Origin of the sequence: Kocuria rhizophila DC2201 (assembly GCF_000010285.1) — a bacterium.
Classification (GTDB): Bacteria; Actinomycetota; Actinomycetes; order Actinomycetales; family Micrococcaceae; genus Kocuria; species Kocuria rhizophila_A.
Genome location: NC_010617.1, coordinates 1,913,376 through 1,928,028, shown reverse-complemented (window position 1 = coordinate 1,928,028; position 14,653 = coordinate 1,913,376). Strand labels below are relative to the sequence as shown.

Below are 14,653 nucleotides of genomic sequence, written 5' to 3'. Positions count from 1 at the left end.
CGTGTGGGCGGGCCCCGGTAGGCTGGGGCGCATGGCTGACATGACTGTGCAGAGGGAATTCGCGGACCAGAAGCTCGTGATCATCGGCGGCGGCCCCGGTGGCTACGAGGCCGCTCTCGTGGCGGCGTCGCTCGGAGCGGACGTCACCGTGGTGGAGGAGCAGGGCATGGGCGGTTCCGCCGTGCTCACGGACGTGGTGCCGTCCAAGACGCTCATCGCCTCCGCGGACACCATGAACCGCTTCGCCTCCGCGCGTGACCTCGGCGTGCACGTGGGCGACGACCTCGACGCCACCGAGGAGCTCAACAACCTGCGCGTGGACCTGGACAAGGTCAACGTGCGCCTGCTGCGCCTGGCGGCCACCCAGTCCCGTGACATCAAGCGCGGCCTGGAGCGCGTGGGCGTGCGCGTGGTCCAGGGCCGCGGGAAGATCGTGGACCGCCACACCGTGGTGGTGGAGCCCACCGACGACGAGCCCTACGAGCTCACCGCGGACGTGGTCATCGTCTCCGTGGGCGCGCACCCGCGCGAGCTGGACACCGCCAAGCCGGACGGCGAGCGGATCTTCAACTGGAAGCAGATCTACCAGCTCACCGAGATCCCCGAGAAGCTCATCGTGGTGGGCTCCGGCGTGACCGGTGCGGAGTTCGCCTCCGCGTACAACGGGCTGGGCTCCGAGGTCACCCTGGTCTCCTCGCGCGAGCAGGTGCTCCCGGGCTCGGACACGGACGCCGCCCAGGTGCTCGAGAACGTCTTCGAGCGCCGCGGCCTGCGCGTGCTCTCCCGCTCCCGCGCGGACGCCGTGGAGAACACCGGCGACGGCGTGCGGGTGACCCTCTCGGACGGCCGCAAGATCCGCGGCACCCACTGCCTGCTGGCCGTGGGCTCCATCCCCAACACCGCGGACATGGGCCTCGAGGAGGCCGGGGTGGCCATGACCGAGTCCGGCCACATCCGCGTGGACACCGTCTCCCGCACCACCGCCCCCGGCATCTACGCCGCGGGCGACTGCACCGGGGTCATGCCGCTGGCCTCCGTGGCCGCCATGCAGGGGCGCATCGCCGTGGCCCACATCCTGGGCGACACCGTCCACCCGCTGCGCACGGACGAGGTGGCCTCCAACATCTTCACCTCCCCAGAGATCGCGTCCGTGGGTATCACCCAGCAGGACGTCGAGGCGGACCCCACCATGTTCACCGGGATGACCATGAACCTGGCCACCAACCCGCGCGCCAAGATGATGGCAGTGGAGGACGGCTTCGTGAAGATCTTCGCCCGCCGCGGCAGCGGCACCGTGATGGGCGGCGTGGTGGTGGGCCCGCGCGCCTCCGAGCTGATCTTCCCGATCGCCCTCGCCGTCACGCACCGCCTGGGCGTTGACGACCTCTCGGACACCTTCGCGGTCTACCCGTCCCTGTCCGGCACGATCGCCGAGGCCGCCCGCCGCCTGCACGTCCACCGCTGACCCAGTTCTCGGCCGCGGTACGACGACGCCGCGGTGACCTCTTCTGCGAAGGTCACCGCGGCGTCGTCGTCCCTGGGGCGGCGGAGGGCTACTCCACGACCACCCGCGCGGCACCCACGGTGTTCATGTCCACGTGGCGGGTCTCGGGGGAGAACCACAGGGCCACCAGGGTGATGACTGCCGCGAAGGAGAGGTACAGCCCCACCGAGCCCACACCGAAGTTCGCGTTGAGCGTCACGGCAATGTACGGCGTGATGGCCGCGCCCAGGATCGAGGCCACGTTGTACGCGATCCCGGAACCGGTGTAGCGCACGTTGGTGGGGAACAGCTCGGGCAGGATCGCGGACATCGAGCCGAACGTGAGGCCCATGAGGGTCATGCCCACGGTCAGGAAGAACAGCACGCGCAGCAGGGAGGCGTCCTCACCGGTGCCCACGAGCGAGGGGTCCATGATGAGCCCGAACGTGAGGCCGAAGACCAGGATCAGGGACGTGATCACCAGCTGCGAGGAGCGGCGGCCGAAGCGGTCCGCGAGCCACCCGGACACCGGCACCATGGCCGCGAAGAGCAGCACGGCCAGCAGCTGCAGCACCAGGAAGGTGCGGTACTGGATGCCCAGCCCACCTCCGGCGGGCTTGCCGATGCCGTAGGAGAGGATCCACGCGGTCATCAGGTAGAACAGCACGTAGGTGGCCAGCATGATGAACGTGCCCTGCACGATCTGCACCCACGAGGTCTTGAAGACCTCCAGCACGGGAGCGGTGACCTTCTCACCCTGCTTCTCCGCGTGCTTGAACACGGGGGTCTCCTCGAGCTTCACGCGCACCCACAGGCCCAGCAGCACCATGACCACGGAGGCCAGGAAAGGGATGCGCCAGCCCCACACCAGGAACGGGTGGCCGGTGCCGAGATCATGGCCCGCCGTGCCGAACTGCATGGCCACGGTCAGCAGCAGGAAGAAGCCGTTGGCCAGGATGAACCCGAACGGCGCACCCAGCTGGGGCCACATGGCCGCCCGCGCCCGCTTGCCCTCCTCGGCGTACTCGGTGGCCAGTAGGGACGCCCCCGACCACTCGCCGCCCAGACCCAGACCCTGGCAGAAGCGCAGGATCGTGAGGATCAGAGGCGCCCACACGCCGATCTGGTAGTACGTGGGCAGCACGCCGATGAGGAACGTGGCGATGCCCATGGTCAGCAGCGCACCGATCAGGGTGGCCTTGCGCCCGATGCGGTCCCCGAAGTGCCCGAAGATCACGGAGCCGATGGGCCGGCCGAAGAACGCCGCGGCGAACGTGGCCATCGAGGCCAGCAGCTTGGCGGTGTCGTCGTTGCCCGTGAAGAACAGGGCGGGAAACACCGCCACCGCGGCCGTCGCGTAGACGTAGAAGTCGTAGAACTCGATCGTGGTGCCCACCAGGGACGCCAGGATCACGCGGCCCCGGGGCACGCGCTCGCTCAATGGGGGTGAACCGGGGCCCACGGTGGACGCGGTCGAAGACATGAAGCACCTCATCAGCAGTCAGTTCCAAGAATGACTACAAGATAGGGGCGGAAATACCACATGGTGAATTCCGATGTTCACCATGTGAGACAGACCCTTGACGCTGGGGGAGACCGTCGCTGGGGGAGACCGCGGCACTCGGGCAGACCGCCGCTGGAAGAGACCCCCGCGCCGGGGGGGGCTGGCACGCTGCTGCCCCGGTCCGCGGTGGACCGGGGCAGCAGGGGAGCGGTGGGGTGCGCGACGCCTCAGGACGCCCCGCCGACCCGCGGGGTCAGGACGTGATGGTGGCCAGCACGGTCCCGGCGGAGACGGTGTCCCCCTCGGAGATCTCCAGTCCCTTGAGCACGCCGGCCTTGTGGGCGGTCAGGGGCTGCTCCATCTTCATGGCCTCGAGCACGACGATCAGGTCCCCCTCGGAGACTTCGTCCCCGTTGGACGCGGCGATCTTGACAATGGTGCCCTGCATGGGCGAGGTCAGCTCGTCCCCCGAGGCGCCACGGGCCGCGGAGCCGCCGCGCGTGCCGCGCTGCTTGCGGGCCTTGGGCTGGGCCGCAGCGGCCGGGCGGGCGGCCCCCGCGAGCTGGGGTATGGTCACCTCGAGGCGCTTGCCGCCGACCTCCACCACGATGCTCTGCCGCTCAGGCTCCTCCGCGGAGGGCTCGGGCGCGGCCGTGAAGGGCTCGATCCGGTTGTCGAACTCGGTCTCGATCCACCGGGTGTGCACGGTGAACGGGGTGCCGTCCGCCGGGGCGAACGCCGGATCGGAGACCACCGCACGGTGGAACGGCACCACGGTGGGCATGCCTTCGATGCTCAGCTCCTGCAGCGCACGGCGCGAGCGCTCGAGGGCCTGGGTGCGGGTGGCGCCGGTGACGATGAGCTTGGCGAGCATCGAGTCGAAGTTCCCGCCCACGGTCTCACCGGCCTCCACGCCGGAGTCCACGCGCACACCGGGTCCCGAGGGCACCGTGAACGTGGTCAACGTGCCGGGGGAGGGCATGAAGTTGCGTCCGGCGTCCTCACCGTTGATGCGGAACTCGAAGCTGTGACCGCGGATCCCGGGGTCCCCGTAGCCCAGGGCCTCGCCGCGGGCGATGCGGAACTGCTCGCGGACCAGGTCCAGTCCGGAGACCTCCTCGGACACGGGGTGCTCCACCTGCAGCCGGGTGTTGACCTCCAGGAAGGAGATGGTGCCGTCCTGGCCCACGAGGAACTCGCAGGTTCCGGCGCCCTGGTAGTCGGCCTCCCGCAGGATGGCCTTGGAGGACTCGTAGAGCCGGCGGTTTTGCTCCTCAGTGAGGAACGGGGCGGGAGCCTCCTCCACGAGCTTCTGGTTGCGGCGCTGCAGCGAGCAGTCGCGGGTGGAGACCACGACCACGTTGCCGTACTGGTCCGCGAGGCACTGGGTCTCCACGTGGCGGGGCGCGTCCAGGAAGCGCTCCACGAAGCACTCGCCACGTCCGAAGGCCGCGGTGGCCTCGCGCACGGCGGACTCGTAGAGCTCGGGGATGGCATCGCGTTCGCGGACCACCTTGATGCCTCGGCCACCGCCGCCGAATGCGGCCTTGATGGCGATCGGCAGGCCGTGCTCGTCCACGAAGTCGAGCACCTCCTGGGCCGAGGTCACGGGGTCCGCGGTGCCGGGGACCTGCGGGGCGTCGACCTTCTCCGCGATGTGGCGGGCCGCGACCTTGTCACCCAGCTGGGCAATCGCCGCGGGCGGCGGGCCGATCCAGGTGAGCCCGGCGCTGATCACGGCCGCCGCGAACTCCGCGTTCTCGGACAGAAAGCCGTAGCCGGGGTGGATGGCGTCCGCGCCCGAGCGCCGTGCGGCGTCGAGCACCTTGTCGATCTGCAGGTACGAGTCCGCGGCTGTGGTGCCGCCCAGGGAGTGGGCCTCGTCCGCCATGCGGACGTGCAGGGCGTCCCGGTCCGGGTCCGCATACACGGCCACCGAGGCAATGCCCTCGTCACGGGCGGCGCGGATCACGCGCACCGCGATCTCCCCCCGGTTGGCCACGAGGACCTTGGTGATGGGGCGGGTTGCGGTGGCGGCCTCTTGCTGCCGCGAGGTGGTGGTCACGTGATAGCTCCTTGTCGACTCTCTGCCGAAAGGCTAGTGCCCCCCGCCGGGGAACGCCTAAGCGCGGGGGTACCGCGGTGCGGTAACTGTGGAAGATCTACAAATCATTGCGCCCCACCCTGTACTGCGGCACCCCACCACGAGGACGCCCGGATCCCTACCCCGGCGAGCAGGGTACGCAGGGTGGACAGGCTCAGCCCGATCACGGCGTTCGGATCCCCGTCCACCCGTTCGATGAACTGGGATCCCCGCCCGTCCAAGGTGAAGGAGCCCGCGACCTGGAGGGGCTCACCCGTGGCCACGTAGTCCTCGATCTCCTCGCGCGTCATGGAGGCGAAGTGCACGTCCGCGGAGCAGATCAGGCCGTTGCCGGATGCCTCGCCCGTGCGCGCGTCCACGAGCCAGTGGCCCGTGTGCAGCGTGCCAGTGCGCCCGCTCATGGCGCTGATGCGCTCGATCGCGACGTCCGGCTCGTACGGCTTGCCGTAGGGGGCGCCGTCGAGCTCGAACACGGAGTCGCAACCCAGCACGAGCCGCCCCTCCGCTTCCGGAAGCGCTGCGACGGCCTCCGCCTTGGCGCGGGCGAGCAACAGTGCCGTCTGCGGAGGGGTCTCGGGGGTCTCCGCGGCCACGAGGGCGTCCTCATCCACGTGGGAGACGATGGCGCGGTACGGGATGTGTGCGCGCTCCAACAGGGATGCGCGCGCCGGTGATTGTGAGGCCAGGACGAGAGCGGGGTGCACGCCCCTCACTCTACGGCGGATCTGATGAGGCGACGTCGGTCCGGTGAGGAGGGGTGTGCTCGCGGGAAGGCCGCGACCGTACAAATAGGGGCAACCTCAAGCATCTGCATGTAACCTATTACGTCGGCCGCGCGCGTGGAGAGGGAGGTGGCCCGGATGGTCGAGATTGTGCGTCGTGGTGCGCGCATCCCACGGGCCCTCTCCGGCGTCACCGGGTCCCGACCAGCGACAGCATCCCACGCCTCGAACGGGACCGGGCTGGCGAACGGGCCGTCCACAGGAGCCGGGCTCCCGCACGGGCAGTGGCTCTCGGACGGCATCGGCCTTAAGAACGCCACCGGGACACCACCGGCGCGGCCTTCGCGATGGCTGTCCCGCCCCCTGACGTCGATACTGCTGGACGCCCTGGCCGTGACCCTGGCCCTGATCCTTGCCAACCAGGTGGTGGCTCGAGGCGCGGCGATCGCCCTGCCGGGCGACGCCGGACTCACGTACCCGCAACTGTCCGTTCCACTGGGAACTGGGTGGCTCGCGGCGCTTGCCACATGCCGACGGGTCGTGCGGCTGCCCCGTGGTTATTGGCGCACCGAGTGCCGCTGCATCGCTCGTGCCTCGTTCATCGTGCTCGGTGCGGTGTGCATGGCGGCCGTGGTTCTGCCGCTCGACATCGACCGCCCGTTCATGGCCGTGACGTTCGCCGCGGGGCTGCTCCTGCAGCTCGTGAGCCGGTGGCTCATCCGGCGCGCCGCCCTCTGCCGACGGGACGACCGCGCGCGAACGGGGGGCCCGCACCAGGGATCCGAGGCGCGGAGCGCCGCCGTTCACGAGTGACGCGGGCCCGATGAAGGTGGTTCCTAGCTGTTGTGGGGGATGGGGTTGTTGGCACGGGTGTGGTGGTGAGATGAGGAACGGGCTGCTCGTCGCGGGATGGAAGTTCCTACACCACCCACCCGTACGAGAGAGCCCGTTCATGACCCACGCTCATGCACCCCTGACCCCGACCGGCCCCCTGCAGATGGTGCACCGTCATCTTTACGATGGTGTGCCCCAGGCTCACGTGGCTGCAAAGTTCCGGGTTTCCCGGCCCACTGTGGCCACCTGGGTGGCGCGTTACCGTGCTGAGGGCGAAGCAGGACTGCGTGATCTCACCCCGCCCGGGGAGAACCTGCCACGCCCACCCCAACGTATCCGTGCCGGATGGGCCGGGCACAGGATCCACCTGGATGTGAAGAAGCTCGGGAGAATCCCCGACGGTGGTGGTTGGTGGGCCCTCGGGCGAGACTCCCGCCAAGCCCTGGCTTCCGAACGCGCCCGCAAGCAGCGTGGCAGGTACACCTACCTTCCCAGCGCCGTGGACGGGTTCTCTCGGCTGGCCTGCACCGAGGCCTTCGAGGATGAGAAAGCAGCCACCGGCAACGGTGCCAACTACGCAGGCGTTGGACTTCACCCGCACCGTGGAAGCACTGGCCAGCAGGCACTAACGGATCCGCCCCTACACGCCACGGCACAACGGCAAAGCCGAGCGCTATAACCGGTTACTGGTCGATGAGGTCCTCTACGCCCGCCCCTACGCCAGCGGGCAGGCCCGCCGGGAGGCGACCGGGGTGTGGGTGAACCACTTCAACTACCATCGGCCCCACACCGCCTGCGCCAACCAGCCTCCGGCCTCACGCACCCCCGGATGCAGAATCACTAACTTTCATATCAGTGCCTTACTGCGAAGTGCGTACCCTCTTTCGGAAGTAATCGGAAGGTGGGGTGGTTGTACCTTCCGTCAAGGACCCCATGGAAGGACATCATGAGCATCGTTATCACCGGAGCTACCGGCCAGCTTGGCCGCCAGGTCGTGGAGACACTGCTGGAGCGCAACGTTCCGCCGCAGGAGATTGTGGCCGCAGGGCGTGCAGTTGAGAAGATCGCGGATCTGGCACAGCGCGGTGTCCATGTAAGGAAGATGGACTACACCGATGCGGCCTCCGTAGGAAAGGCCATAAAGGGGGCCAGCAAAGTCCTCCTGATCTCAGGTTCCGAGGTGGGCCAGCGGGTGGAGCAGCACCGTACCGTGATCGAGGCCGCTCAGCGCGAGGGTATCGAGCTGGTCGCCTACACGAGCATCGCCAACGCAGACGGCAGTGGGATGAAGCTGGCCGTCGAGCACCAAGCCACCGAGACCCTCCTGAAGCAGTCCGGCGTTCCTTTCGTCCTGTTGCGCAACAGCTGGTATCTGGAGAACTACACCGACCAATTGCCGGGCGTGCTCGCTCAGGGTGCCCTCGTCGGCAGTGCCGGCAATGGTCGGGTGAGCGCCGCCTCCCGCGCAGACTATGCCCAGGCGGCCGCCGCGGTGCTGCTGGCCGACGACCAGGCCGGCAGGATCTATGAGCTCGGCGGTGACAAGCCATTCACCATGGCCGAGCTTGCGGCAGAGATCAGCGCCGCGGCCGGCAAGCACATCTCCTACCAGGACCTGCCGCCGCGCGAATACGCCGCAATGCTCGTCAGGGTCGGAGTGCCCGAGGGGGGCGCGGAAATCCTCGCAGATTCTGATCTGGGAATAGCCCGCGGAGACCTCCTGGTGAACTCTGGAGACCTGAACAGGCTTATCGGACGCCCGGCCACGTCCATGGCTGAGGCTGTTCGTTCGGCTGTCGCCGCAATCTAACCTCTCGGTAGAACCTGCATGAGTGGGTAGTTCTGTTTGTCCAACCATTCAACCGGACAACCAGAACTACCCGCCGGCCTCGCTCCTGCCGGCAAACCCCACGCTGATGTCCGATGGTGACGTCTGCCGAGGGGTGTCCAGAGTCTTCTATGTCGGTCAAGAGCCATTCACGCTCGGGGTTGTAGCGTTGAGGTTTCGATAGACGTGACGGGCTAGGTAGTGCTTGATGCAGCGGCGGATCTCTCGGTCGTTCCTTCCTTCCGCTCGGCGCTTGGTGACGTATAGCCGAGTCTGGGCGTCGTAGGTCATCTTGGTGGTCGAGACCGGACGTGGGGAACGAGTAGGTGGTAACTGACCGTTAGCGTTGAGAGGCGCTGGCGGGGGAGGATGTCATCATCCCCGGTCCTTATCCCAGAGAGTTCCGGGAGGGCGTTATCGCGGTCGCTTGCCATCGTGAGAGCGGCGTCACCATCAAATAGATTGCTACCGACTTCGGTACCAGCGAAGCGACCCATGCAGAACTGGCTCCGTCAGGTCGACTGTGATGAAGGAAATCGGCCTGGTCAGACTGTGTCGGGCGCGGGGATGCTCGGGAGCTGAAGAAGCGGATCCGCCTCCTGGAGCAGGGCAACGAGGTGCTCAGCAGGGCTGCGGCGTATTGGTCGCAAGCGAATCTGCGCCTCGGCGGCTGTCCACACTGACATACCCGCTCGTTGCCGAGTTCGCCGGCGCGGGAAGGGGAAGACACCGGGCCCGCCGGTGTTCGAAGACCACCACCAGCGGGTCTTCCGCGCCGACGAGCCGGACCGGCTCTGGCGGAGAGATATCACGGAGCATTGGACGAGGGAGGGCGCGCTCTACTGTTGCGCGATCAAAGATGTGTTCTCCAACCGCGTCGTCGGACACTCCATCTCGAACTGGATGACCGCGAAACTTGCCGTCCACGCGGTCCGCAACGCACTCGCCCGCCGAGGCGACGTCGCCGGGTGCCTGCTGCACGCCGCCCGTGGCCAACGCCCGCAAATCACTGACACATCCGATCCCAGGTCAAGGAGCCATCACATGACCCGAACCCGTAACCCCATCCCACCGTTCACCGCCAAAACCGCCGCCCGCAAGGTACAGGCCGCCGAAGACGCCTGGAATACTCGAGACCCCGAGACGGTCGCCCAGGCCTACAGCGTCGATACCGCGTGGCGAAACCGTGACCAGACGATCACCGGTCGGGACCAGGTGATTGCCTTCCTCACCGCCAAGTGGGATCGGGAACTCGACTATCAACTCCGCAAGAACCTGTGGGCGTTCACCGAGGATCAGATCGCCGTGCGGTTCCAGTACGAGTGGCACGACCATGACGGCCAGTGGTGGCGCTCCTACGGCAATGAGCTGTGGCGTTTCGACGCACAGGGCTACATGACCCATCGCGAGGCCAGCATCAACGACCGTCCCATCGGTCAGGAGGAGCGACGCGTCACCCCAGGTCACGGCGAACTTCCCACCTGGTGAGCCTGTCGCCCAGCCATTGAATGCCCCCAGTCTGCCGAGATGACGCGTGGGTGCATACCTCCGAGGCTGGACCATTCGCGTGACAGCACCGACCAAGTGGCCGACGACCGTACGGTCGCCGGCCACTTCGTATTTGAAATGCCTTACGTGTCCCATGGCAACGCCGCTCTCACACCGCGCCACTCGCCGAGCAAGGCCGGACAGACCACGACGAAGCGCTGCATCCAGCTACGGCGGCGTCTGCGCGAGGGACCTGCGCAGTTGGTCTACCGGCTGGGGACCGCCCCGTCGACAGACCACCGGATCCTGGTCGACGCGCACCTGTATCGGCTCTCCCACGCGGACCGCGCGACCGGGGAGCCAGTGCGGCGCTACGAGCACGGCCGTCCCTGTTCAATGCTCCACGTCGATGTGAAGAAGCTCGGCAACATCCCCGACGGCGGGGGCTGGCGCTACGTCGGTTGCCAACAAGGTGACCGCGACCGGGCCGTCACCCCAGACAAGCCGCGCAACAAGTGGCGGGACCCGTTGATGGGCGTGGCCTATGTCCACACCGTCATCGACGACCACTTCCGCGTCGCCCACGCCGAGATCCACGACGACATTGCCCTCACCGCCACTGCCGTCCTCGTCCGGGCCGTCGAGTGGTTCAACCAGCGTGGTGTCACCGTCGAGAGGTGCTGTCCGACAACGGCGGCGCCTACCGCTCACACTTATGGCGAGACACCTGCATCGACCTCGGCATCCGGCACAAGCGCACGAGGCCGTATCGGCCGCAGACCAACGGGAAGATCGAGCGGTTTCACCTCACCCTGGCCGACGGCTGAGGCTACGCCCGCTGCTACACGAGCGAGGCCGAGCGCCGCGGGAAACTCGAGGGCTGAGTGCACTACTACAACTACCACCGCCCCCCACACAGCCTGCGGGAACCAGCCACCCTTCTCACGATTGACCAACGTCTCCGATCAGTACACCTCGATCCCACACAGTTCGCTGCGGGTGAGGAAGCGCCGGCCCGTGGGGGCCTCGAGGGAGAAGCCCCCACCGCGGCCGGGAACGGCGTCGATTACTAACCGCGTGTGCCGCCAGTACTCGAACTGCTCGGCGGAGATCCAGAACTCCAGGCCCCCGAGATCCTCGCCGGTCGGGGACGGCAACCGGGCAGTGCCCAGCAGGACATCGGCCGCGCCCGTGCGGAACTCACCGGCGGGGAAGCACATGGGCGAGGAACCGTCACAGCATCCCCCGGACTGGTGGAACATGAGGGGTCCATGGTGCTCCCACAGTTCCTGCAACAGGGCCACCGCGGGCCGGGTGAAACCGACCCGTGAGGCGGTCTCACCGGGTACCGCAGCGGTCGCCTCGAGCACCACGGGGTGTTCGGGATCCGCGATGTCCGCCGGGGACGGGTCCGCCGGTGATGAAGGGGTGCTCATGACGGTTCCTCGCCTTCCGGTCACGGTCTAGAAGAAGCCCTGCGCGTTCTCGGTGTAGCTCACGAGCATGTTCTTGGTCTGCTGGTAGTGGTCGAGCATCATGAGGTGGTTCTCCCTGCCAATGCCCGAGGACTTGTAGCCGCCGAACGCGGAGTGCGCGGGGTAGCTGTGGTACTGGTTCACCCACACGCGCCCGGACTGGATGGCCCTGCCGGCGCGGTAGGCGGTGTTGCCGCTACGAGCCCACACACCGGCGCCCAGACCGTAGAGGGTGTCGTTGGCGATCGAGATAGCGTCGTCGTACGAGCCGAACTTCGCTACCGAGAGCACCGGACCGAAGATCTCCTCCTGGAAGATGCGCATGTCGTTGGTGCCCTCGAACACGGTGGGCTGCACGTAGTAGCCGCCCGCGAGGTCGCCCTCGAGCTCAGCGCGCTCGCCGCCGATGAGCACCTTCGCTCCCTCCTTCTTGCCGATGTCCAGGTAGGACAGGATCTTCTCGAGCTGGTCCGTGGAGGCCTGCGCGCCGATCATGGTGTCGGTGTCGAGCGGGTTGCCGGCGGTGATGCGAGAGACGCGGTCGACCCCGTCCGCGAGGAACTGGTCGTACATCGATTCCTGGATCAGCGCTCGCGACGGGCACGTGCAGATCTCACCCTGGTTCAGAGCGAAGAACGCGAAGCCTTCCAGGGCCTTGTCGTAGAAGCCGTCCTTCTGCTGGGCGACGTCCTCGAAGAAGATGTTGGGCGACTTGCCCCCGAGTTCCAGGGTGACCGGGATGATGTTCTCGGACGCGTACTGCATGATGAGTCGGCCCGTGGTGGTCTCACCGGTGAACGCGATCTTGCGGATGCGCTTGTTGGACGCGAGCGGCTTGCCGCACTCGACGCCGAAGCCGTTGACGATGTTCACCACGCCGTCCGGGACGAGGTCCTGGATCAGCTCCATCAGCACGAGGATCGAGGCGGGAGTCTGCTCGGCGGGCTTGAGCACCACGCAGTTGCCGGCGGCCAGCGCCGGGGCGAGCTTCCACACGGCCATAAGGATGGGGAAGTTCCAGGGGATGATCTGGCCGACGACACCGAGGGGCTCATGGAAGTGGTACGCCACGGTGTCCTCGTCCAGCTGGGACAGCCGCCCTTCCTGCGCGCGGATCGCACCGGCGAAGTATCGGAAGTGGTCGATGGCCAGGGGGATGTCCGCGTTGAGGGTCTCGCGGACCGGCTTGCCGTTGTCCCAGGTCTCGGCGACGGCGATCACCTCGAGGTTCTCCTCCATGCGGTCCGCGATCCTGTTGAGCATGATCGCGCGCTGCGTGGGCGTGGAGGCGTTCCACGACGGTGCGGCGGCCCAGGCCGCGTCCAGCGCGGCCTCGATGTCCTCCGCGGTTCCGCGCCCGACCTCTGTGAACGCCTGGCCCGTGACCGGGGTGACGTCCTCGAAGTACTGACCCTTGACCGGCGCCACCCACTGGCCTCCGATGAAGTGCTCGTAGCGGGGCTTGAAGGTGACGACCGAGCCGTCATTGCCGGGCTGTGTGTACACGCTCATGAAACCGACCGTCCTGTCTGCGGAAGTGATGTGCACCACATCCTAACGATCATCGGTGCCCGCGTACACGCCCCCCTTTGTGGGACGCGGAAGGGCGGCCCGGGAGAACCCGGACCGCCCTGACGCACCGTCGTCGTACCGACAGTCGCGGGTTGGGGAACCTACTCGGTGCGCTGGCCGTCGGACGTACCCGTGGGGGCGTGGGCCGAGGCTCCCGACGAGGAGGCGGTGGCGAGCTCGGGATCCGAGGACGCGGCGTCGTCGTTGCCGAAGTCGCCGTGGCGCGGGGCGTTGTAGAGGTCCATGTCCAGGATGCCCTCGCGCTTGGAGACGATGGCCGCCACGAGCGCCTGGCCGGTCACGTTGAGGGCAGTGCGGCCCATGTCGATGATCGGGTCCACGGCGAGCAGCAGGCCCACACCGTCCAGGGGCAGGCCCAGGGTGGACAGCGTCAGTGTCAGCATTACGGTGGCGCCTGTGGTCCCGGCCGTCGCTGCGGAGCCGAGCACGGAGACCAGGGCGATCAGCACGAAGTGCATGGGCGTGAGGTCAACCCCGTAGAACTGTGCCACGAAGATGGCCGCGACGGCGGGGTACACGGCCGCGCAACCGTCCATCTTGGTGGTGGCGCCAAGCGGGATGGCGAAGGACGCGTAGTGCGTGGGCACGCCCAGGTTGCGCTCGCTGACGTGCTGGGTCACAGGCATGGTGCCCAGCGAGGAGCGGGAGACGAAGCCCATCTGCATGGCCGGCCACACGCCGGTGAAGAACTGCTTTACCGACAGGCCGTTGAGCTTCACGAGCACCGGGTAGACCACGAACGCCACGAGCAGCAGGCCCACGTAGATGGTCAGCACGAACTTCACGAGTGAGCCCATGGAGGTCCAGCCGTACTCGAACACGGCGGTGCCGATCAGGCCGAGGGTGCCGAGGGGGGCGAGGCGGATGATCCACCACACGACCTTCTGCATGATGGCGAGGCCGGACTGCATGAAGGTGAGGAACGGGGCGGCGGCCTTGCCGGTCTTCAGTGCGGCGATGCCGACCACCAGGGAGACCACCAGGATCTGCAGGATGTTGAAGTTCACGGAGGTCTTCACGGTCTCCGGGTCCAGGACCTTGGAGGTGGTCTCCAGGCCCAGGACGTTCACGGGGATCAGGCCCTTGAGGAACGCGAGCCAGGAGCCCTCGGTGCCGGAGTACGCACCGGGCTGCGCCTGGCCCGTGCCCACGCCGGGCTGGGCGAGGACGCCGAGCACCATGCCGATCACCACGGCGATCAGGGATGTGATGGCGAACCACATGAGGGTCTTCCACGCGAGGCGGGCCGCGTTGGAGACGTCACGCAGGTTGGCAATCGAGGAGATGACGGCGGTCACGACCAGCGGCACCACGGCGGCCTTGAGGATCGTGACGTAGCTGGAACCGATGGTGTCCAGGGTGGTCATGAGCCAGTTGGGGCTCTCCTCGGCGTCCCCGCCCATGGCTGCCGCCACGGACCCGAGGAGGACACCCAGCACGAGGGCAATGAGGATCTGCCACCCGAAGGACGTCATCCAGCGCGGGAGACGGCGGGTACTTTCTGCGGAATTCATACCCGAAACAATAGGGCCGCGAATCATAAACTGCACCCGGCCCATGACGAAATATTACGCAACGACCAGGGAATAAACCCTGTGTTCCCGGAGAATCCCCGGGAACAC

The 14,653-nt window shown here is 67.4% G+C and carries 10 protein-coding genes and 2 pseudogenes; 6 read left to right on the top strand and 6 right to left on the bottom strand.

Translation table 11 applies throughout. From position 1 onward, the window contains the following. Positions 1–40 precede the first annotated feature (40 nt). The gene (locus KRH_RS08370; RefSeq protein WP_041297671.1) at positions 41–1,465 is read left to right on the top strand and encodes an NAD(P)H-quinone dehydrogenase; all 1,425 of its coding nucleotides are present in this window, start codon (positions 41–43) and stop codon (positions 1,463–1,465) included. 88 nt (positions 1,466–1,553) lie between these two features. Here KRH_RS08370 and KRH_RS08365 read toward each other — a convergent pair whose 3' ends face one another. The 3 genes from KRH_RS08365 to KRH_RS08355 all read right to left on the bottom strand — a co-directional run bounded on the left by KRH_RS08365 (position 1,554) and on the right by KRH_RS08355 (position 5,795). Next, on the bottom strand, positions 1,554–2,966 hold the full coding sequence (locus KRH_RS08365; protein WP_041297387.1) for an MFS transporter: 1,413 nt from the start codon (positions 2,964–2,966) through the stop codon (positions 1,554–1,556). Between the two features lie 274 nt (positions 2,967–3,240). After that, positions 3,241–5,052, bottom strand: coding sequence for an acetyl/propionyl/methylcrotonyl-CoA carboxylase subunit alpha (locus tag KRH_RS08360; protein ID WP_012398766.1), 1,812 nt, complete (start codon positions 5,050–5,052; stop codon positions 3,241–3,243). A gap of 104 nt (positions 5,053–5,156) precedes the next feature. Continuing rightward, complete coding sequence (locus tag KRH_RS08355) at positions 5,157–5,795, bottom strand: Maf family protein (protein WP_012398765.1); 639 nt, start codon at positions 5,793–5,795, stop codon at positions 5,157–5,159. 156 nt (positions 5,796–5,951) lie between these two features. Here KRH_RS08355 and KRH_RS12305 point away from each other — a divergent pair, with 156 nt between their 5' ends. From KRH_RS12305 to KRH_RS12095, 5 genes and pseudogenes are all read left to right on the top strand, one after another. Continuing rightward, entirely contained in the window at positions 5,952–6,626 is a 675-nt protein-coding gene (locus tag KRH_RS12305; protein WP_126341208.1) for a hypothetical protein, read from the top strand. 139 nt (positions 6,627–6,765) lie between these two features. Further along, positions 6,766–7,492, top strand: a pseudogene (locus tag KRH_RS12105) (integrase core domain-containing protein); the annotation flags it as partial. A 101-nt stretch (positions 7,493–7,593) separates the two neighbouring features. Then, on the top strand, positions 7,594–8,457 hold the full coding sequence (locus KRH_RS08345) for an SDR family oxidoreductase (protein WP_012398762.1): 864 nt from the start codon (positions 7,594–7,596) through the stop codon (positions 8,455–8,457). Positions 8,458–9,216: 759 nt separating this feature from the next. Next, positions 9,217–9,963: a nuclear transport factor 2 family protein gene (locus KRH_RS12300; RefSeq protein ID WP_012398760.1), complete on the top strand. Its 747-nt coding sequence runs from the start codon at positions 9,217–9,219 to the stop codon at positions 9,961–9,963. 174 nt (positions 9,964–10,137) lie between these two features. Next, positions 10,138–10,935 (top strand): annotated as a pseudogene (locus tag KRH_RS12095) (IS481 family transposase); the annotation flags it as partial. On the opposite strand, the gene KRH_RS08325 reads toward KRH_RS12095, so the two are convergent. The 3 genes from KRH_RS08325 to KRH_RS08315 all read right to left on the bottom strand — a co-directional run bounded on the left by KRH_RS08325 (position 10,929) and on the right by KRH_RS08315 (position 14,545). Then, a complete protein-coding gene (locus KRH_RS08325; protein ID WP_081431612.1) occupies positions 10,929–11,399 on the bottom strand; it encodes a DUF779 domain-containing protein in 471 nt (156 codons plus the stop codon). The pseudogene KRH_RS12095 and the gene KRH_RS08325 overlap by 7 nt on opposite strands. Before the next feature lie 27 nt (positions 11,400–11,426). Beyond that, positions 11,427–12,950, bottom strand: coding sequence for an acetaldehyde dehydrogenase ExaC (locus KRH_RS08320; RefSeq protein WP_012398757.1), 1,524 nt, complete (start codon positions 12,948–12,950; stop codon positions 11,427–11,429). 161 nt (positions 12,951–13,111) lie between these two features. Further along, complete coding sequence (locus KRH_RS08315) at positions 13,112–14,545, bottom strand: dicarboxylate/amino acid:cation symporter (RefSeq protein ID WP_068470630.1); 1,434 nt, start codon at positions 14,543–14,545, stop codon at positions 13,112–13,114. Between the last annotated feature and the right edge of the window lie 108 nt (positions 14,546–14,653).